This window comes from Pseudonocardia oceanicola, assembly GCF_047200735.1.
Lineage (GTDB): Bacteria > Actinomycetota > Actinomycetes > Mycobacteriales > Pseudonocardiaceae > Pseudonocardia.
The window spans coordinates 433,740-452,390 of the sequence record NZ_JBJZON010000001.1 but is presented as its reverse complement, the minus strand read 5'-3'; the positions used below and the strand labels follow the sequence as shown (position 1 = coordinate 452,390).

Here is an 18,651-nt window from a genome sequence, read left to right as displayed (position 1 = left end):
CCCGGTCGGGCCAAGCGCGGCTATTCCACCGGCCGCCACGGCCGCGGCGGGAGCGTGGGCAGGCCGGAGGGCGAGCACTGCCCGCCGCGCTCGCCGGCGAGCCGGAACACGAGCCAGCCCACGACCGCCGCGAGCACCGAACCGACGAGGATACCGATCTTGGCCTCGCTGACGAGCAGCTCGTCGTCGAGGGCGAGCTCGGTCACGAACAGCGCCACGGTGAACCCGATCCCGGAGAGTCCGGCACCACCGAAGAGCTGCCCCCAGCGCAGCGTGTCCGGCACCCGGCCGATCCCGGTCCGCAGCGCCAGCCACGTCCCGATCGTGACGCCGATCGGCTTGCCCAGCACCAGCCCGACGACGATGCCCCAGGTCAGCGGCGAGGCGACGGCGGCGCCGAGGGTCTCACGGTCGAGCACCACCCCGGCGTTGGCCAGGACGAACAGCGGCACGATCACGTAGCTCGACCAGGGCTGGATCTTCGCCTGCAGCCGCTCGTTCGGCGAGACCGCCTCGGTGACCGCGGCCTGCGTGGCGAGGGCACGCTGGGGCGTCGGGTCCAGGATGAAGGTCTTGCCGACGATCATCGCCCGCCGCATGTCCTGCCGGCGCGGGGCATAGGTGTTGACCAGCAGACCCAGCGCCACCCCGACCACGCTCGGGTGCACCCCGGAGGCCAGGACCGCGAACCACATGACGACGCCGATGAGCGCGTAGAACGGCGTCCGCCAGAACCGGGCGAACCGCAGCCCGAGGAGCGCGGCGAAGAGCACGATCGCGAGCAACAGCGCGAGCACGTCGACCTGCTCGGTGTAGAAGACGGCGATGGCGATCACGGCGCCGACGTCGTCGACGATGGCCAGGGCCAGCAGGAAGACGCGCAGCTGGTCCGGGCAGCGCGGGCCGACGAGCGCCAGCACGCCCAGCAGCACCGCGGTGTCGGTGGAGATCGTGATGCCCCAGGCGTTCTGCGCGACCGTGCCGGCGTTGAAGGCCAGGAAGACCAGGGCCGGGATCACCAGGCCACCGACCGCCGCGGCCGCCGGCGCGGCGAGCGCCCGGAAGCCGCGCAGCTCGCCGAGCGTGATCTCCCGCGCGATCTCCAGCCCGACGCTGAAGAAGAACAGGACCATCAGGCCGTCGTTGACCCAGTGCCGCAGGTCCAGGCTCAACGACCACTCGCCGAGGTTCACGGCCAGCGGGGTGTGCCAGAAGGTCTCGTAGCCGAGCGGCAGGTTCGCCCAGAGCAGCGCGAGCACGGCCGCCGAGATGAGCAGCACCGCCGAGCCCGACTCCGTGCGGAGGAACTGCCGCGCGGCGCGGGAGAGCTCCCCACGTTCGGATAGGGTCGTCACGGTCACCGGATCATCCTGCCCGGGCGTCGGGCTCGGACGCGAGGAGGTGGGCGCGATCGGGCCGCTCGATCCGCCGCTCGGGGCGTACGACCATGTCGCCGGCCGGGTCGACGCGCCGCTGGCGCTCCTCGAGTACGGCGACTTCGAGTGCCCCTACTGCCGTGCCGCGGCACCCGTGATCGAACAGGTGCGCGCGCGGCTGGGTGAGCGGCTGCGCTTCGCCTTCCGGCACTTCCCGCTGCACGAGCTGCACCCGCACGCCCTGGCCGCGGCCACCGCGTCGGAGATGGCGGCGCTCGAGGGCCGGTTCTGGCCGATGCACGCCAGTCTCTACGCGCCCGGCCCGCCCCGCCTCACCCAGGCCGACCTGCGCGAGCACGCCGTGGTGGCCGGGGTGGACCCGGACACGGTCGTCTGGCCGGCGACACGGGTGGTGGAGGACCGGGTCGAGGCCGACTTCAACTCCGGGGTCCGCAGCGGGGTGCGCGGCACCCCCACGTTGTTCGTCAACGGGGAGCCGTACCGGGGGGACGTCACGGTCGAGCGGCTGGTCACCGCCCTCACGGCGGTCCGCTCGGGCCCCTGAGCGGGCTCCCGGCGCCGGGCCTACCCTGAGCCGGTGACGGCGACGCCCGGCCCCCGGTCCCGCGACCGGCCCGCCCGCCCGCGCGGGGCGGAGGCGGCCTGGCGCGCCGATCCGGTCGTCGGGCCCGCGCTCGCGGCGGTCGACGCCGACCCGGCGCGCCCGTGGACGGTCGCCGCCCTCGCCGAGGAGGCCGGGGTGACCGCGCCGCTGTTCGCGCGGCGGTTCCGCGAGGTGGTGGGTACCGCTCCCCTGGCCTACCTGCGGCGGTACCGGATGTGCCTGGCCGAGAGGTATCTCGCCGAGCCCTCGGCCACGGTCGCGGCCGTCGCCCGCCGGGTCGGCTACGCCGATCCCTTCTCCTTCCGCGTCGTGTTCACCCGGGAGCGCGGCGTCCCGCCGGGCCGGGTCCGGTCCGCGAGGTCCCCGGGACGGTCGCGAGCCTGACGGACGGGGCCGCGCGCGCCGTCGGTGCCTGCGGCCAGAATGTCGTCGTGAACCGCTGGGTGCTGCACCTCGACATGGACGCGTTCTTCGCGTCGGTCGAGCAGCTCACCCGGCCCACCCTGGCGGAGCGGCCGGTGCTGGTCGGCGGCACCGGGGGGCGCGGCGTCGTCGCCGGGGCCAGCTACCAGGCCCGGGTGTTCGGCGCGCGCTCGGCGATGCCGATGGGCCAGGCGCGCCGGCGCTGCCCGCACGCGACCGTCCTGCCCCCGCGGTTCCCGCTGTACAAGGTGATCTCCGAGGAGGTCATGGGAGTGCTGCGCGAGGCCGCGCCCGTGCTGGAGCCCGTGTCGGTCGACGAGGCGTTCCTCGAACCTCCGGCGCTGGCCGGGGCGTCGGCCGCGGAGGTGGAGGAGTTCTGCGTGGCGCTGCGCGCCGAGGTGCGGGCGCGGACCGGGCTGCCCGCGTCGGTGGGGGCGGGGTCGGGCAAGCAGGTCGCGAAGATCGCCTCGGAGCTGGCCAAGCCGGACGGTCTGACGGTCGTCGCGCCGGCGGTCGAGCGGGAGGTGCTCGATCCGCTGCCGGTGCGCTCGCTGTGGGGCGTCGGACCGGTGGCCGAGGCGGCGCTGCGCACGATCGGGGTCGAGACGATCGGCGCCCTCGCGGCGATGGACGCCCGTGAGGTCGCCGGGGTGCTCGGCTCGACCGTCGGTGCCGAGCTGCACCGGCTCGCCCGCGGCATCGACGAGCGGCCGGTCGCCCCGCGCGGCGCGGCCAAGCAGATCTCCGCGGAGTCCACGTTCGAGCACGACCTCACCGCGATGGCCGACGTCCTGCGCGAGGTCGGGCGGATGACGGCGGCGGCCCACCGCCGGCTCGTCGTCGACGGCCGGGCGGCGCGGACCGTCACGGTCAAGGCGCGCAACGCGGACTTCCAGACCCACACCCGCTCCGAGACCACCGCGTTCGCCTCCACCGACCTCGCCACCCTGACGGCGGTCGCACAGCGGCTCGCCCGCACCGCCGTGCCCGAGGGTGGGGTGCGGCTGGTCGGGGTGTCGCTGTCGGGTCTGTCGGACAGCCCGCCGCCGGCCCTGTTCGAGGCCGTCCCCTCGGAGTCGGGCTGGACCACCGCGCCACCGACACAGCCCGTGGAGACCGTCGAGGCGGACACGGTGCTCACCGTGGAGACGTCCGAGGGGACCCATCCGGAACCGGGCACCGAGTTCGGGCCGCGGCCCGGCGGGCGGCACGGGTCCCGCGACCCGGCGAGCCCGTGGCGGGCGGGCGACGACGTCGCGCACGCCGTGCACGGGCACGGCTGGGTGCAGGGGGCGGGGCACGGCCGCGTCACGGTCCGGTTCGAGACGCGCGCGACCGGGCCCGGCCCCGCCCGCACCTTCGCCGCCGACGACCCGGCCCTCTCCTTCGCCGATCCGGTCGAGAGCTGGCGGCTGCCCTCACCGGCGCACTGACGGACGGGCGAGCCCGCCGAAGGGGCGCATCATGGTTCCACAACGCGCACCCAGCCGCCGAGAAGACGCATTATGGTTCCATAACGCGCTCACAGCCGCAGAAGACGCGCGTTATGGTTCCACAACGCATTTCCTCACGCGTCCTTGTCCGCCACCCCCGCGGCGTCGAAGGTGGCGACCTCGGCGAGCGCCCGCGCCGCCCCCTGCACCACCGGGAGGGCGAGCAGCGCTCCCGTCCCCTCCCCCAGCCGCATACCGAGGTCGAGCAGCGGATCCAGGCCGAGGTGCGCCGTCGCGATCCGGTGCCCGGGCTCCGCCGAGCGGTGCCCGGCCACGCACGCGGACACGGCGTCGGGCGCCAGGACCGCGGCGACGAGGGCGGCCGCACCGGCGTTGACGCCGTCGAGCAGCACCGGGACGCGCAGCGCGGCGGCGCCGAGGACGAACCCGGCGATCCCGGCGTGCTCGAGCCCGCCGAACGCGGCGAGGAGGTCGAGCCCGTCGGCGGGGTCAGGAGCGTGCCGGGCCAGCGCCTGCCGGACGACCTCCGTCTTGCGCAGGAGCGTCGCGTCGTCGATCCCGGTGCCGCGCCCGGTCGCCTCGGCCGGGTCCGCGCCGGTGACCGCGCAGATGAGCGCGGCCGCGGCGGTGGTGTTCGCGATACCCATGTCACCGGTGACCAGGCACCGGTTGCCGGCGGCGACCAGGTCCCGCGCCACCTCGATGCCGGTCTCGACCGCCCGGCGGGCCTGGTCGCGGGTCAACGCCGGACCGGCCGTCATGTCCGCGGTGCCGTCGGCGACCCGGCGCGGGAGCAGCCCGGGCACGGGATCGAGCGGGGCCGCGACGCCGACGTCCACCACCTGCACCTCGGCCCCGAGCTGGCGGGCGAAGGCGTTGACCACCGCGCAGCCGGCCAGGAAGTTCCCGACCATCTGCGCGGTGACCTCCTGCGGCCACGGGGTCACGCCCCGGGCGTGGACGCCGTGGTCCCCGGCGAACACCGCGACGGCCGCGGGCTCGGGCACCGGCGGCGGGCACTGCCCGGCGATCCCGGCCAGCCGCACCGCGAGGTCCTCGACCCGGCCGAGCGAGCCGCGCGGCTTGGTCATCCGGTCCAGCCGGTCCCGGGCCTCCGCCTCGGCGGCGGCGTCGACGGGCCGGATCGCGGCCGCGGTCTCGTCGAGCAGGGTCATCGCCACCTCCCCGGGCAGCGCCCGGTCTCCGTACCGCTCCTGGTGCACCGCCCACCGCAGCGGGCGCCGGCGGGCCCAGCCCGCGCGGGCCAGCTCCGGCTCCGGTGCGAACTCCCGCACGTGTCCCACGCACAGGTACGCCACCACCTCGACGTGCGCGGGCAACCCGAGCAGGCCGGCGAGGGCACGCAGGCCGGCGTCGTCGAAGAAGCTGACCCAGCCGACGCCGAGGCCCTCGGCCCGCGCGGCCAGCCACAGGTTCTGCACGGCCGAGGCCGTGGAGTGCGCCGCCATCTCGGGGCGCCCGTACCGGCCGAGCACGTGCCGGCCGCCGCGGGTGGGATCCGAGGTGACGACGACGTTGACCGGGGTGTCGAGCACCGCCTCCACCTTGAGCGCACCGAACCCCGCCGCCCGGGCCCGCGGCAGGGACGCGGCGAACGCGGCCCGCTGCGCCGCGACCAGACCGGCCACGCGCTCGCGGGTCGCCCGGTCCCGCACCACGACGAAGTCCCAGGGCTGCGAGAACCCGACGCTCGGTGCGGCGTGGGCGGCCTCGAGCACGCGCCGGAGCGCCGCGTCCGTGACCGGCTCGTCGGGCAGGAACCCGGTCCGGACGTCTCGGCGGCCGTGCACCACCTCGTAGAAGTCCCCGGCCCCGCCGATCATCCCGGCGTCGGGCCCCACCCCGGCATCGCGCCCCACCCCGGTATCGGGCCCTACCCCGGCATCGCGCCCTACCACGGCATCGGGCCCTACCACGGCATCGGGCCCTACCACGGCATCGGGCTCAGCCGCGGCGGGACGAGCGAGACCCCGGGCCGGGCCTCGGCGTGGATCCCGGCGACCCGCAGGCCGTCGAGCAGCGCCCGGCAGCCCGGGTTCGTCGCGGGGTCCCCGGGCACGGCGAGCACGACCCTCGCGGCCCCGAGACCGACGAGGTCCGCGACGGCGGCGGCCGCCCCGGCCAGGTCGGGCAGGCGTTCGACGCGCCAGGCCTCGGCGTAGAACAGGACCGTCGACTCGACCTCCGGCGTGGCGAGGACGGCGTCGGCGGCGGCGATCAGATCCGCGCCCTCGGCGGTCTCGGGGTCACCCCCACCGGTACCGAGCACCGTCACGGTGGGGGTGCGCGCAGCGCTGGCGCGACCATCGCCGGTCATCCTGGCCTCCTCGAGGGTCCGCGCCCTCATCGTCGAAACCTGCGACGGCGGCGAGTGTCCTGGCTCCCGGATCGTCGCGCGCCTCCCGGCCTTCCCACCCCGTGGGGCGGTGACCGTCGGATGGGGACGCGCTTCCCCGGTCACAGTGGCGGGACCGCGCCGGATTCACACCGGCTTCCTCCACTGCCGTCGACCACGACGACATCACGCGGCGGCCGCAGAATCAAGCCGCCCGCCGTCACACCTGCGCGACCGGCGGGGGCGGCGTGCCCCACGCCGCAGAGCGGCGTCGCGGTCGACCGGCCGCGCAGGCACCGCCCTGACGACCTACCGCCGGCCGCCGGTGACGGGCCGGCCGCCCGACCGGGCCGGAGCGCCCGGGTCCGCGGTGTCGTCGGCGAGAACGAAGTAGTTCTCCTCCTCCTGCAGGAAGTGCAGCCGCAGCAGCGCGTGCAGGCCGTAGAGCGAGGCGAGCAGATCATCGAGCTGGTCGGCACCCACCTCGCCGTTCGCCTCGGCCAGGGAGAGGTGGGTGCCGATCCGGGTGGCCAACCGGTCGATCTCCGCGTGCGTGCGGCTCATGGTCGCGGTGGCCTCCGCGCTGCCCAGGGGGCGGGCCAGCGCCGGGTAGAGCCGGGCCTCCTCGCCGTGCTCGTGCGGCAGCAGGCGGTCGGTCAGGAAGTGGTGCACCTGCCGCAGCGCCTCCAGCGCCGTGCCGTCCCTGCTCACGGCCAGCCGGTCGGCGGCGTCGCGCAGCTGGGCGAGCGCGTCGCGCAGCTCGTCGTGCTCGGCGGCGAAGTGGCGCAGGATCCGCTCGGTGTCCGCGGGCAGCGCGCGGCCCGACCGGGGGGCACGCAGGGCACGCAGGGCGTTGAGGATCACCGCGACGTCGATGCCCTCCTGCAGCAGCGCCCCCGCGGCGGGGGTGAGCAGGCCGAGTGCGGCGACCGCCATCGCCAGCAGCGACAGGCCCATCCCGACCACGGCGCTCTGCACGGCGACGCGTCGGGACCGGCGGGCGATCTCCATCGCGTCGGCCAACCGGTCGAGCCGGTCGGTGGTCAGCACGATGTCCGCGGCCTCGGAGGAGGCGCTGGCGCCGCGCGCCCCCATCGCGACCCCGACGGTGGCGGCGGCCAGCGCGGGCGCGTCGTTGACCCCGTCGCCCACCATCACCGTCACCGCCTGCTGCTGCTCGGCACGCACCGACGCCACCTTGTCCGCCGGCGACTGCTCGGCCAGCACCTCGTCGAGCCCGAGGACCGAGCCGATCTCGTGCGCCGGTTCGGGACGGTCGCCGGTGAGCATGATCAACCGGGTCAGGCCCGCGGCGCGGAGCCGACGCAGGGTGCGGGGGGCGTGCCGACGCAACGGGTCGCGCAGCAGGATCGCGCCGACCATCTCGTCGTCCACGCTCACCCAGGCGATCGCCGCACCGTCCAGGGCGGCCCGGTTGACCGCCGTGCGTGCCCAGGCCGCGGTGGAGGTGCGAGCAGGCCTGCCGACCTCGACGACGTGTCCGTCCACGGCTGCGCTCACCCCACGCCCGGGTCGCTCCACCACGTCGGCGGGCAGGGCCAGCGGCAGGCCCCGGGCCCGCGCCTCGGCCACGACCGCCTCGGCCAGCACGTGCGGGGACAGCTGGTCGGCCGAGGCGGCCAGGCGCAGCACGTCGCCGGGGCCGCGGTCGGGCGCGGCGAGGATGTCGACGACCGCGGGTCGGCCGGCGGTGAGGGTGCCGGTCTTGTCCATCACCAGGGTGGTCGCGTTCCCCAGGTTCTCGAGTGCCCCACCGCTGCGGATCACCACCCCGAGCCGCGAGGCGCGGGAGAGCCCCGAGACGATCGCCACGGGCGCGGCCAGCAGCAGCGGGCACGGGGTCGCCACCACGAGGACCGCGACGGCCCGCACGGCGGAGCCGCTCGCCAGCCACGCCGCCCCGGCCAGCAGCAGCGCCACCGGCAGGAACCAGGCCGCGTACCGGTCGGCCAACCGGACCACCGGCGCGTTCTCCGCCCCGGCCTGTCGGGCCAGGCGCACGATGCCGGCGTAGGTGCTCGCCTCGGCGGTCGCGCCGGCACGGACCTCGACGGCACTACCGGCGTTGACGACACCACTGCGCACCGGGTCGCCGGTCTGCCGCTCCACCTGCAGCGGCTCGCCGGTCAGCACGGACTCGTCCAGCACCGCGACGTCGCCCTCGACCCGCCCGTCGACCGGGACGACCTCGCCGGGGCCGACGACCAGCAGATCGCCGACCGCGACCTCCTCGGCCGGGACCACCTCCACCCGGTCCCCGACGCGGCGCCGGGCCGAGCGCGGGGCGTGCTCCAGCAACGCCGTCAGGTCACGCGCCGCACGCCGCTGGGCGGCGGCGTCCAGCGCGCGGCCCGTGGCCAGCATGACCGCGATCAGCGCCCCGGCCAGGTACTCGCCCACCAGCAGCGTGCCGACCAGCGACAGCACCGCGATCAGGTCGACACCGGCCCGCCTCCGGCGCAGCGCGGCGACCACCCACACGACCGCCGGAACGAGCGCGGTCAGCGTGCCGACCACCCAGGACCCGGCCGCGACCGTGCGCTCGCCGATCAGCCAGGCGATCACCCCGGCGAGCAGGGCGGCGAGGGTGACCGCCAGCAGGGCCGGCTCGATCACCGCGCCGACGCGGTCCCACCACGCCGGGCGGGGCCGGGAGTCGGGTTCCAGGGCCTGCACCGGGACCTCCCGGGTGATCGTCGATCGGGCTCGCCGGGCACCGTCCCGGGCGGATGCACGAAGTCGACCGGAGCCACGGCCCTTCCCGACAGGGCCGCAATGCCCGACCGCGGGGACACAGGACCCGCCGGGCCCGTCCCCGCCGGCCCGGTCACCCCTCGGGTCGGCGCGCGCACCGGATGCGGTAGTGTTCTCCACACCGGAGCGAACAGCCCGGCGAGCCCCGGGCCTGGGTGCTCATGCGGACGTAGCGCAGCTGGTAGCGCATCACCTTGCCAAGGTGAGGGTCGCGGGTTCGAGTCCCGTCGTCCGCTCCACGATCTCCCCTCAGCGATGCTCAGCCGTACCGGCCGGCTGCTCCGTCCGTTCCCACCGCCCCGGCCCCACCGGCCGCAGCTCGACGAGCGTGCCGTTGGGCGGGACCTCCCGCGGCGCCTCCTCCGGCCCGAGACCGCACGCGGCGGCGACGAGGGCCCGCAGCGTCTCGCCGTGGGTGACCAGGACGACCTCTCCGGCCACGGGCAGCCCGGCGAGCACCCGCGCCGCACGGGCGTGCAGCTCCCGGCCCGTCTCGCCGCCCGGTGGCGCCCAGTCCGGCTCCGCCCCGGCCAGCGCGGCCGCGCACGCCGCGGCGGGGCGGCCCTCCCACTCGCCGTGCGACTGTTCGCGCAGGCCGGAACGCTCCTGCACCCGCAGACCGCGAACCCGTCCGAGCACCGCGGCCGTCTCGGCCGCCCGGCGCTGCGGGCTCGTGAGGACCAGCGCGCCGGTGCCGACCCGCAGCGCCTCCGCAACGGCCCGCGCCTGCGCCCGGCCCCGCGCCGTCAGCCCGACGTGCGTGGTACGGCCCTGCAGCAGCCCGGCGGCGTTCCAGGTGCTCTCGCCGTGCCGGACCAGGTGCAGCACCGGCGCTGTGCTCATCGTTGGGCCGTGAGCCCCGCGACCGGCCCGATCACGACGATCGCCGGCGGGCTGATCTCCTGCTCCTGGACCTGCACGGCGACCGTGCCGAGGGTGGCGCGCAGCGTGCGCTGGATCCGGGTGGTGCCGTCCTGGATCACCCCCACCGGGGTGTCCGCGGACCGGCCGTACTCGATGAGCGCGGCGGCGAACTGCGCGATCCGCTCCACCGCCATCATCAGCACGATCGTGCCGCGCATCCGGCCGAGGGCCTCCCAGTCGACGAGGCTGCGCGGGTCGTCCGGCGCGACGTGCCCGGACACCACGACGATCTCGTGCGCCACGCCGCGGTGGCTGACCGGGATCCCCGCGACGGCCGGCGCGGCGAAGGCGCTGGTGATCCCGGGGACGACCGTGACCGGCACGCCGGCCTCGGCACAGGCCTGGACCTCCTCGAACCCGCGCCCGTAGACGAACGGGTCCCCGCCCTTGAGCCGCACCACGAACTTGCCGGCCTTCGCGTGCTCGATCAGCAGCTCGTTGATCCGCTGCTGCGCCATCGCCCGGCCGTACGGGATCTTGGAGGCGTCGATGACCTCGACGTCGGGCCCCAGCTCCTCGATCAGGTCCCGCGGGCCGAGCCGGTCGGCCACCACGACGTCCGCCCGGGAGAGCAGCCGCCGCCCGCGGACGGTGATCAGCTCGGGGTCGCCGGGCCCGCCGCCGACCAGCGCGACGCCCGGCAGCACCGGGTCGGCCGAGTCGGACACCACGCCCGCCTGCAGGGCCTCGACCAGCGCGGTCCGGACCGCGGCCGAGCGGCGGTGCGCGCCCTTGGCGAGGACGCCGACGGCCAGACCGTCGTACTCCCCGGTCGCGGGGGTGACGGCGGTGCCGAGGCGCCCGTCGTCCGCCCGGACGCAGAAGACCCGGCGGCGCTCGGCCTCGGCGCCGACCGCGGCGTTGACCTCGGGGTCGTCCGTGCAGGCGATGGCGTACCAGGCGCCGTCGAGGTCGCCCTCGGCGTAGCAGCGGGGCGTCCAGGTGATCTCGCGGGCCGAGGCCATGCCCTCGACGGCCGGGGTCACCTCGGGCGAGACGACCTCGACGAGCGCCCCCGACGCGATCAGCCGGGAGACCCGGCGCTGCGCGACCTGCCCTCCCCCCACGACGACCACCCTGCGTCCGGCGAGCTCGAGGCCGACGAGGTACTGGTCGTGCTGGGTCACGTGCAGGTCCTTCCGCGGATCGCCCCGGCGGGCTGGTCGTGGCCGGCGCGCCTGGAGAGAAGGTCACGGGACGCGCCCGGTGTCACTCCGGGTCCCCTGTCGCCGACTGCGGAAGCATAACGAGCCGACGATCGCAGCTGAACCGTCCCGCACGGGGCCCGCCTCTCCCGACGGTCAGTCCCCGCTGGTCAGGGAGGTGTGCTCGACGCGGGCGGCGGCGACCGTCACATCTCCCACGATCGTCTTGGGCACGACGAGCCGCGGCGCACCGAGCTCGGACGCCACCAGGAGGGCCGCGGCCTCGGCCACGGACGGTGTGCCGACCGCCTCGCCGACCCGCACGCTGCCCGGCACGGCGACACCCGCCAGCGCCGCGGCGGGCCGCACCTCGAGCCGGGCGGGCGCGATGGCGTCGAGGATCCCCTGCTCCCCCGCCTTGGCCTCGACCGAGGCGTAGACGACGTCCGCCCCCGCTCCGGTCACGTCCCGCACGACGGCCAACGCCGCCCGCACCGCCGCCCCGGACACCCCTCGCCGCGCCCCGATGCCGACCACCACCCGTGAGCGGCGGCTGCCGCTGGAGGGGCGGTCGCCGCTCACGATCCGACCCGAGAACCCGTCGGCCCCGACGCCGAGGCCCTTCCGCACGAGGGGCGGTCCGCCGGTCCCGTCAGCTCAGCGGCAACGTGTGCGGACAGGAAGCGACTCACCGAGCCCGGGGTGCCGGCAGGGTGGGTGTGCAGGAACGACGCGTGCACCCCGCCCGCGACGAAGCCCTCCGGCTCCCCGCCGCGCCACCCCCACGCCGGCGCCGCACCGGCCCGTGGCGTGACCGCGCAGTGGTGGAACTCGTGCCCGCCCACCCGTTCCCCCGCGACGAAGCCGGTCGAGTCGCCCAGCGACACCGCCTCGCGGTAGCCGAGGGTGAGCCGGCCGGTCATCGCGGCGGTCGCGTCCAGGGCACCGACCAGCGGGACGCCGTCGAGCTCCCGGCACAGGTAGAGCAACCCGCCGCACTCGGCGCGGATCGGCGCACCCGTGGCGGCGAGCCCCCGGATCGCCGCGAGCAGGCCGACGTTGGCGCCGAGATCGGCGACGTGCTCCTCGGGGAACCCTCCGGGCAGGACGAGCCCGCCGACGCCCGCGGGCAGGGTCCGGTCGCGCAGCGGGTCGACGAGCACGACCTCGGACCCCGCCACCTCCAGCAGCTCGACGTGCTCGGCGTAGCCGAAGGAGAAGGCCGCCCCACCCAGCACCGCGGTCCGCACTCCCGGCCCGGCCCGGAACCCGCCGAGCTCGCCTGCCGGGTCCCACACCGGCCCGGCCGGCAGCGGCTCCGCGACCCGGACCACCGCGTCGAGGTCGACGTGCTCGGCGACCAGGGCCGCCATCGCGTCGACGGCCGCGGTCGCGGCCGCACCGTGCTCGACGGCCGTCACCAGACCGAGGTGCCGCGAGGGCACGGCCAGCTCGGCGCGCCTCGGCAGGACGCCGAGCACCGGCAGCCCGATCTCGTCGCACGCCGCCCGGAGCACCTCCTCGTGCCGCGGCGACCCGACGCGGTTGAGGATCACCCCGGCGATGCGAGCTCTGCCCATGGCCGCTCCGCCTGCGCTCCGCGTGCTGCCCATGGCCGCTCCGCCTGCGCTCCGCGTGCTGCCCATGGCCGCTCCGCCTGCGCTCCGCGGGCCCGGGTCGAAGCTGCGGAAACCGTGCAGCAGCGCCGCCACCGACCGCGACTGCCCCCGGCAGTCCACGACGAGCACCACCGGCGCCCCGACCATCGCAGCGACCTGGGCGGTGGAGCCGTACCCGTCGGCCACCCGGCCGTCGAACAGCCCCATGACGCCCTCGATCACCGCGACCTCGCAGCCGGCGGCGCCGTGCCGGACCAGCGGCCCGATCCGCTGCTCGCCGACGAGGACCGGGTCGAGGTTCCGGCCCGGGCGTCCGGCGGCGAGGGTGTGATAGCCGGGGTCGATGTAGTCGGGGCCGATCTTGAACGGCGCGACCGCGGTCCCCCGCCGGGCCAGGGCGGCCATCAGGCCGGTGGCGACCGTCGTCTTCCCGGACCCCGACGCCGGGGCCGCGACCACGAGCGCGCGGGCTACCACTCGATCCCCCGCTGCCCCTTCTGCCCGGCGTCCATCGGATGCTTGATCTTGGTCGTCTGCATGACGAGGTCCGCGGCCTCGATCAGCTCCGGCGCCGCGTCCCGGCCCGTGACGATCACGTGCTGGCGGCCCTCGCGCGCGGTGAGCACCTCGACGACCTCGTGCACGTCCACCCAGCCCCACTTGAGCGGGTAGGTGAACTCGTCGAGGACGTAGACCTCGTGCACCTGGTTCTCGATCCGGCGGCGGATCTCCCGCCAGCCCTCGAGCGCGGCGGCGGCGTGGTCGGACTCGCTGCCGGCCTTGCGGCTCCAGCTCCAGCCCGAGCCCATCTTGTGCCACTCGACGGGCCCGCCCTCGCCGGTCTGCTCGTGCAGCCGGCCGAGCGCGCGGAAGGCTTCCTCCTCGCCGACCTTCCACTTCGCCGACTTCACGAACTGGAAGACACCGATCGACCAGCCCTGGTTCCAGCCCCGCAGGGCCAGCCCGAAGGCGGCCGTCGACTTGCCCTTCATCTCACCGGTGTGCACCACCAGCAGCGGGCGGTTGCGGCGCTGGCGGGTCGTCAGCCCGTCCTGCGGCACGGCCGTGACCTGGCCCTGGGGCATCGTCGTCCTCCCGGTCGGTGGTGGGTGCGGGTCGGTGGTGGGTGCGGGTCGGCGGTGGGTGCGGGTCGGCGGTGGGTGCGGCTACGCGCTCGCCGCGGCGGTCAGGTCCGCCACGGTGAGCTCGTCGACCGTGATCACAGGGGCGCCGGCCGCGGCGGCGACCTGGCCGGCGAGGCCGAGCCTCACGAAGCCGGACTCGCAGTCGACGACCACGGTGTGCGCACCGTCGGCCGCCAGCAGCCCGGCCGCGCGGCGGGCGTCGGCCACGGGGTCCCCGCCGGGCTCCGCGGCCACCGTGGCCCGCCCGTCCGTCAACAGGACGACCAGCGGGCGGCGGCGCGGGTCCCGGACCCGCTCCGCGGCGAGGGTCCGGCGGGCGAGCAGCAGACCGTCGGCGAGCGGGGTGCGACCACCGGTGCGCATCGCGGCCATCCGGACCCGGGCGGTGGGGACACTGGTCGTCGGCGGCAGGACGAGCTGGGCACCCGCCGAGCGGAACGTCACCAGGCCGACCTTGTCGCGGCGCTGGTAGGCGTCGCGGAGCAGGGCGAGGACGGCGCCGGACACGGTCGCCATGCGCTCGCGGGCGGCCATCGAGCCCGAGGCGTCGACGACGAACAGCACCAGGTTCCCCTCCCGGCCCTCGCGCAGCGCCGCACGCAGGTCGGCGCGCTCGAGCAGCAGGCCCGGGCCGCGGCGGCCGCGATCGCGCTGGAACGGGGCGGCGGCGGCGAGGGTCGCGGGCAGGTGCAGGTCGGCGGCCCGGCGCGGGGTCGCGGCGGAGGGCCGGACGACACGCCCGGTGTCGGTGCGGGCCCGCGAGCGGCGACCGGGGGCGCCGTCGCCGACGCCGGGAACGGTGAACCGGCGGGCCGCGACCCGGCTCAGCCGGGCGGGGGCACCGACGGGCATCGCGCTGCCGGCGCTCGGGGCCTCGGGGCGGTCGCGGGCGGCGTCCACCCGCCCGGCGGCGTCGGACCCCGGGGCGCCGCCGGTCTGCCCGGGAGCGGTCTGCTCGGGGCCGGTCTGCCCGGGGCCGGTCTGCCCGGGGCCGGTCTGTCCGGGGCCGGTCTGCCCGGGGTTGGGCTGCTCGGGGTTGGGCTGCTCGGGGCCGGACCGGTCGGCTCGGGTCCGAGTCGGACCCGGGGCCCCGTCCGCGTCGGCGCCCCCGTCGCCGCCGGGCTCGGCCGCGTCCGTGTCGGGACCGCCGTCCGGGCCGGGGTCGTCGTCCGGGGTCCCGCCGCCCGGGTCGTCGTCCGGATCGGTCGGGTCCTCCGGGCCGAGGTCCTCCTCGGCGTCCCGAAGGGCCTCGTCGAGGTCCTTCTCGTCGATCCCCGGCTCGTCGAAGGGGTCCCGCCGGCGGCGGTGCGGCAGCGCGAGCCGCGCCGCGACCCGGACGTCGTCCTCGGCCACGACGCCGGCCCCCCGCCAGGCGGCGTGTGCCAAGGCGGCCCGGGCGATGACGAGGTCGGCACGCATGCCGTCGACGTCGAACCGGGCGCAGACGAACGCGATCCGCCGCAGCTCCCGGTCGCTCAGCCGCACCCGCCCGACCCGGCCCCGCGCGGCGACGATCCGCGCCGCGACCTCCGCGTCCGCCGCGGCCCAGGTGCGCGCGAACCCCGCCGGATCGGCCTCGAACGCCATCCGCCGGCGGACGACCTCGACCCGGGTGTCCACCTCCCGCGCCGCCCGCACCTCGACGGTCAGCCCGAACCTGTCGAGCAGCTGCGGCCGCAGCTCGCCCTCCTCCGGGTTCATCGTCCCGACCAGCAGGAACCGGGCCGCGTACGAGACCGACACCCCGTCGCGCTCGACGTGGGCGCGGCCCATGGCGGCGGCGTCGAGCAGCAGGTCGACGAGGTGGTCGTGCAGCAGGTTGACCTCGTCGACGTAGAGCACGCCGCGGTGCGCGTCGGCCAGCAGGCCGGGCTGGTAGGCGCGGGTGCCCTCGGCCAGCGCCTTCTCCAGGTCGAGCGAGCCGACGAGCCGGTCCTCCGTGGCGCCCACGGGCAGCTCGACGAGCCGGGCCGGCCTGGTCGCGGCGCCGCCCGGGTGCGGAGCGTCGGGGCAGGACGGGTCGGGTGCCGCCGGGTCGCAGCCGAACCGGCATCCCGGCACGACCTCGACCGCCGGCAGCAGGGCCGCGAGGGCCCGCACCGCCGTCGACTTCGCGGTCCCCTTCTCCCCGCGCACCAGCACCCCGCCGACGCCGGGGTGCACGGCGTTGAGGACCAGGGCCAGGCGCAGGTCGTCGTGCCCGACGACCGCCGAGAAGGGGAAGGTGGTACCGCTGCTCACCGGCGCGACTCTGCCAGACCGGTCGCGAGCACCGGGAGATCGGCGGGAGCACCGTGACTGATCACATGCTCGAGGGCGGCCGTGTCCAGGTGCTGGTCGACGAGGTCGGCGAGCAGGTCGAGCTGGGCGGTCCGCTCCGCCGCGAACGACGTGTCGGGAGCCGGGCGGAAGCCGGACCGACCTGACTGTTCGGCGAGCCGGGCCAGCAGCAGCCGGCGGAAGGCGTCGTTCTCCAGCAGGCCGTGCCAGTGGGTGCCGAGCACCGCGCCGGCGTCCGAGCCCTCCCCGTCGAGCAGCTGCGGGTCGCCCGAGCGCACGACGCGACCGTGGTGGATCTCGTAGCCGGTCACCGGCTCGCCGAACGCCGTCCCCCGGGGGGTGCCGAGGTGCTTCTCGGCGTCGAAGGCGATCTCGAGGTCGAGCAGTCCGAGCCCGGCGACGTCCGCGCCGCCCGGCACCTCCACCCCGGGATCGGTGATCCGCCGGCCCAGCATCTGGTAGCCGCCGCAGATCCCCAGCACGGGCCTGCCCTCCGCGGCGTGCGCGGCGATCGCGTCGGCCAGGCCCGACGCCCGCAGCCAGCCCAGGTCCGAGACGGTCGCCTTCGACCCCGGCAGCACCACGACGTCGGCGTCGAGCAGCCGGGACGGCTCCGTCACGTACCGCACGGCGACGCCGGGCTCGCAGGCCAGGGCCTCGGCGTCGGTCGCGTTGGAGATCCGCGGCAGCCGCACCACCGCGACCCGCAGCCACTGCTCGCCGACCGGCGGCGCCGGGCGGCCGAGCACCCCGTCGGCGACGGCCGACAGCGAGTCCTCGGCGTCGAGCCACAGCCGGTCCGACCACGGGACCACGCCGAGGGTGGGTCGTCCGGTCAACGTCCGGAGCCGGTCCAACCCCGGCGCGAGCAGCGCGGGGTCGCCGCGGAACTTGTTGATCACGAAACCGGCGACCCGGGCCTGGTCGGCGGGGTCGAGGACGGCGACGGTGCCGAACAGGTGCGCGAGCACGCCACCCCGGTCGATGTCGCCGACCACGATCACCGGCAGGTCCGCGGCCTGGGCGAGGCCCATGTTGGCCAGGTCGGTGGCCCGCAGGTTGATCTCCGCGGGAGAGCCGGCGCCCTCGCAGACCACGACCTCGAACCGGGAACGCAGGTCGGCGAGGGTGTCGGTGACGACCTCCCGTAGCGCCGCGGTCCGGGTCCGGTAGGACATCGCCGAGACCTGACCGTCCGCCCGGCCGCGGACCACGACCTGCGAGGTCCGGTCGCTGCCCGGCTTCAGCAGCACGGGGTTGAACGCGACGCTGGGCTCCAGGCCGCAGGCGTGCGCCTGCATCGCCTGCGCCCGGCCGATCTCGCCGCCGTCGACCGTGACGACGGAGTTGTTGCTCATGTTCTGGGCCTTGAACGGGGCGACCGACACCCCCTGCCGGTGCAGCCGGCGGCAGATCCCCGCCACCAGGGCGCTCTTGCCGGCGTCGGACGTCGTTCCCGCCACCAGCAGGGCGCCGCTCGGAGTCACGCCGAGCAGTCTCCGGCAGGAGGGCCCGCCGGGCCCCGGCGGGGTGCGGCGACCGGTCGGGACCACGGGCCGGGCGGGACGACCCCGTTCCCGCCCTCGATCCCCGGCGGCGGGGCAGCGGGGGCCCGGGGGGGCTCGGCGGCACCCGCGCCGTGCGGGACGCCTACCGTAGGGGCATGCGCTTCCTGCTGCGCCCGGGCTGGATCGCCTTCGTGGTGGTGGTCGTCGGCTTCGCCGTGGCGTGCTACACGCTGCTGGCGCCGTGGCAGTTCGGTCGCGAGGAGCAGCGCCAGGCGCAGCAGCACGCGATCGACGTCGCCGACGCCACCCCGCCGGTCCCGTTCGCCCGGCTGGTCCCCGGCCAGGCCGTCGAGCCGGGTGACGAGTGGCGCCGGGTCACGCTCTCCGGGACGTACCTGCCGGACGCCGAGGCGCTGGTCCGGCTGCGGTTCGCCGAGGGCAGACCCGCCTCCGAGGTGCTCACGCCGCTGCGGCTCGACGACGGCCGCACCGTCGCCGTCGACCGCGGCTCGGTCACCACGAACGACGGCCAGGCCGTCCCCGACTTCCCGGCCGCGCCGTCCGGGACGGTCACCCTGACCGGCCGGCTCCGGACGAACGAGACCGACACGAGCGGGCGGGCGCCGCTGACCGAGGGCGCTCACCTGCAGATCTACGCCGCCGACTCCCGGCAGCTGGCCGCCGCGACCGGCATCCCCGACATGGTCGAGGGGTACGTGCAGCTCGCCGCCGGCGAGCCGGGTGTGCTGACCCCGATCCCGGTCGCCCCGGGCAGCTCCGCGGCCCCGTTCACGAACGGCTCGTACGCCCTGCAGTGGCTGACCTTCGGCGCCATCGCGATCATCGCGCTCGGCTACTTCATCCGGCTCGAGATGCTGCAGCGGCGCGGCAGGCGGGAGTCGAGGGCGGGCCTGCGCGACGCGCTGGCGGGCCGTGACGTCGAGCCCCCGCTCGACGACGACCGCGACGCCCCCGCGCCCCGCTGACCGCCCCCTGCCGGTCGCCCCCTGCCGGTCGCCCC

Annotated in this window: 15 protein-coding genes, 1 tRNA gene and 1 riboswitch; of the genes, 5 read left to right on the top strand and 11 right to left on the bottom strand. The window is 76.5% G+C overall.

Features of this window, described 5'->3' with window-relative positions:
• Positions 1-20 precede the first annotated feature (20 nt).
• The gene (gene nhaA / locus ACL02T_RS02090) at positions 21-1,355 is read right to left on the bottom strand and encodes a Na+/H+ antiporter NhaA (RefSeq protein WP_412828894.1); all 1,335 of its coding nucleotides are present in this window, start codon (positions 1,353-1,355) and stop codon (positions 21-23) included.
• A gap of 46 nt (positions 1,356-1,401) precedes the next feature.
• Between nhaA and ACL02T_RS02085 the strand changes: the two genes are divergently transcribed.
• From ACL02T_RS02085 to ACL02T_RS02075, 3 genes are read left to right on the top strand one after another with little or no spacing between them, the layout of a single operon-like run.
• Positions 1,402-1,941 (top strand): DsbA family protein, encoded by a 540-nt coding sequence (locus ACL02T_RS02085; protein WP_412828893.1) that lies wholly within the window; start codon positions 1,402-1,404, stop codon positions 1,939-1,941.
• Positions 1,942-1,974: 33 nt separating this feature from the next.
• Positions 1,975-2,385, top strand: a complete 411-nt coding sequence (locus tag ACL02T_RS02080) for a helix-turn-helix transcriptional regulator (protein ID WP_412828892.1) — start codon at positions 1,975-1,977, stop codon at positions 2,383-2,385.
• A 47-nt stretch (positions 2,386-2,432) separates the two neighbouring features.
• Positions 2,433-3,857: a DNA polymerase IV gene (locus ACL02T_RS02075; protein ID WP_412828891.1), complete on the top strand. Its 1,425-nt coding sequence runs from the start codon at positions 2,433-2,435 to the stop codon at positions 3,855-3,857.
• Positions 3,858-3,991: 134 nt separating this feature from the next.
• On the opposite strand, the gene cobT is transcribed toward ACL02T_RS02075, so the two are convergent.
• From cobT to ACL02T_RS02060, 3 genes are all read right to left on the bottom strand, one after another.
• A complete protein-coding gene (gene cobT, locus ACL02T_RS02070; protein WP_412828890.1) occupies positions 3,992-5,758 on the bottom strand; it encodes a nicotinate-nucleotide--dimethylbenzimidazole phosphoribosyltransferase in 1,767 nt (588 codons plus the stop codon).
• 68 nt (positions 5,759-5,826) lie between these two features.
• Positions 5,827-6,216, bottom strand: coding sequence for an SAM-dependent methyltransferase (locus ACL02T_RS02065; RefSeq protein WP_412828889.1), 390 nt, complete (start codon positions 6,214-6,216; stop codon positions 5,827-5,829).
• 32 nt (positions 6,217-6,248) lie between these two features.
• Positions 6,249-6,442, bottom strand: a riboswitch (cobalamin riboswitch).
• Between the two features lie 101 nt (positions 6,443-6,543).
• Positions 6,544-8,922: a heavy metal translocating P-type ATPase gene (locus ACL02T_RS02060; protein ID WP_412829320.1), complete on the bottom strand. Its 2,379-nt coding sequence runs from the start codon at positions 8,920-8,922 to the stop codon at positions 6,544-6,546.
• Positions 8,923-9,172: 250 nt separating this feature from the next.
• Between ACL02T_RS02060 and ACL02T_RS02055 the strand changes: the two genes are divergently transcribed.
• Positions 9,173-9,248: transfer RNA gene (locus ACL02T_RS02055), tRNA-Gly, on the top strand.
• A gap of 10 nt (positions 9,249-9,258) precedes the next feature.
• Here ACL02T_RS02055 and ACL02T_RS02050 read toward each other — a convergent pair.
• The 7 genes from ACL02T_RS02050 to ACL02T_RS02020 all read right to left on the bottom strand — a co-directional run bounded on the left by ACL02T_RS02050 (position 9,259) and on the right by ACL02T_RS02020 (position 17,609).
• Complete coding sequence (locus ACL02T_RS02050) at positions 9,259-9,852, bottom strand: histidine phosphatase family protein (protein WP_412828888.1); 594 nt, start codon at positions 9,850-9,852, stop codon at positions 9,259-9,261.
• The gene (gene cobA / locus ACL02T_RS02045) at positions 9,849-11,060 is read right to left on the bottom strand and encodes a uroporphyrinogen-III C-methyltransferase (protein ID WP_412828887.1); all 1,212 of its coding nucleotides are present in this window, start codon (positions 11,058-11,060) and stop codon (positions 9,849-9,851) included. Before cobA ends, ACL02T_RS02050 begins: the two co-directional genes overlap by 4 nt.
• A 174-nt stretch (positions 11,061-11,234) precedes the next feature.
• Positions 11,235-11,660 carry a cobalamin biosynthesis protein gene (locus ACL02T_RS02040; RefSeq protein WP_412828886.1) on the bottom strand — a complete coding sequence of 142 codons (426 nt, stop codon included), beginning with the start codon at positions 11,658-11,660 and terminating at the stop codon, positions 11,235-11,237.
• The gene (locus ACL02T_RS02035) at positions 11,657-13,174 is read right to left on the bottom strand and encodes a cobyrinic acid a,c-diamide synthase CobB (protein ID WP_412828885.1); all 1,518 of its coding nucleotides are present in this window, start codon (positions 13,172-13,174) and stop codon (positions 11,657-11,659) included. The genes ACL02T_RS02040 and ACL02T_RS02035 overlap by 4 nt, the downstream gene beginning before the upstream one ends.
• On the bottom strand, positions 13,168-13,782 hold the full coding sequence (cobO, locus tag ACL02T_RS02030) for a cob(I)yrinic acid a,c-diamide adenosyltransferase (RefSeq protein ID WP_412828884.1): 615 nt from the start codon (positions 13,780-13,782) through the stop codon (positions 13,168-13,170). The genes ACL02T_RS02035 and cobO overlap by 7 nt, the downstream gene beginning before the upstream one ends.
• 81 nt (positions 13,783-13,863) lie before the next feature.
• A complete protein-coding gene (locus ACL02T_RS02025; RefSeq protein ID WP_412828883.1) occupies positions 13,864-16,083 on the bottom strand; it encodes a VWA domain-containing protein in 2,220 nt (739 codons plus the stop codon).
• A complete protein-coding gene (locus ACL02T_RS02020) occupies positions 16,080-17,609 on the bottom strand; it encodes a cobyric acid synthase (protein WP_412828882.1) in 1,530 nt (509 codons plus the stop codon). The genes ACL02T_RS02025 and ACL02T_RS02020 overlap by 4 nt, the downstream gene beginning before the upstream one ends.
• Before the next feature lie 176 nt (positions 17,610-17,785).
• Here ACL02T_RS02020 and ACL02T_RS02015 point away from each other — a divergent pair, with 176 nt between their 5' ends.
• The gene (locus tag ACL02T_RS02015) at positions 17,786-18,616 is read left to right on the top strand and encodes an SURF1 family cytochrome oxidase biogenesis protein (protein WP_412828881.1); all 831 of its coding nucleotides are present in this window, start codon (positions 17,786-17,788) and stop codon (positions 18,614-18,616) included.
• The last annotated feature ends 35 nt before the right edge of the window (positions 18,617-18,651 follow it).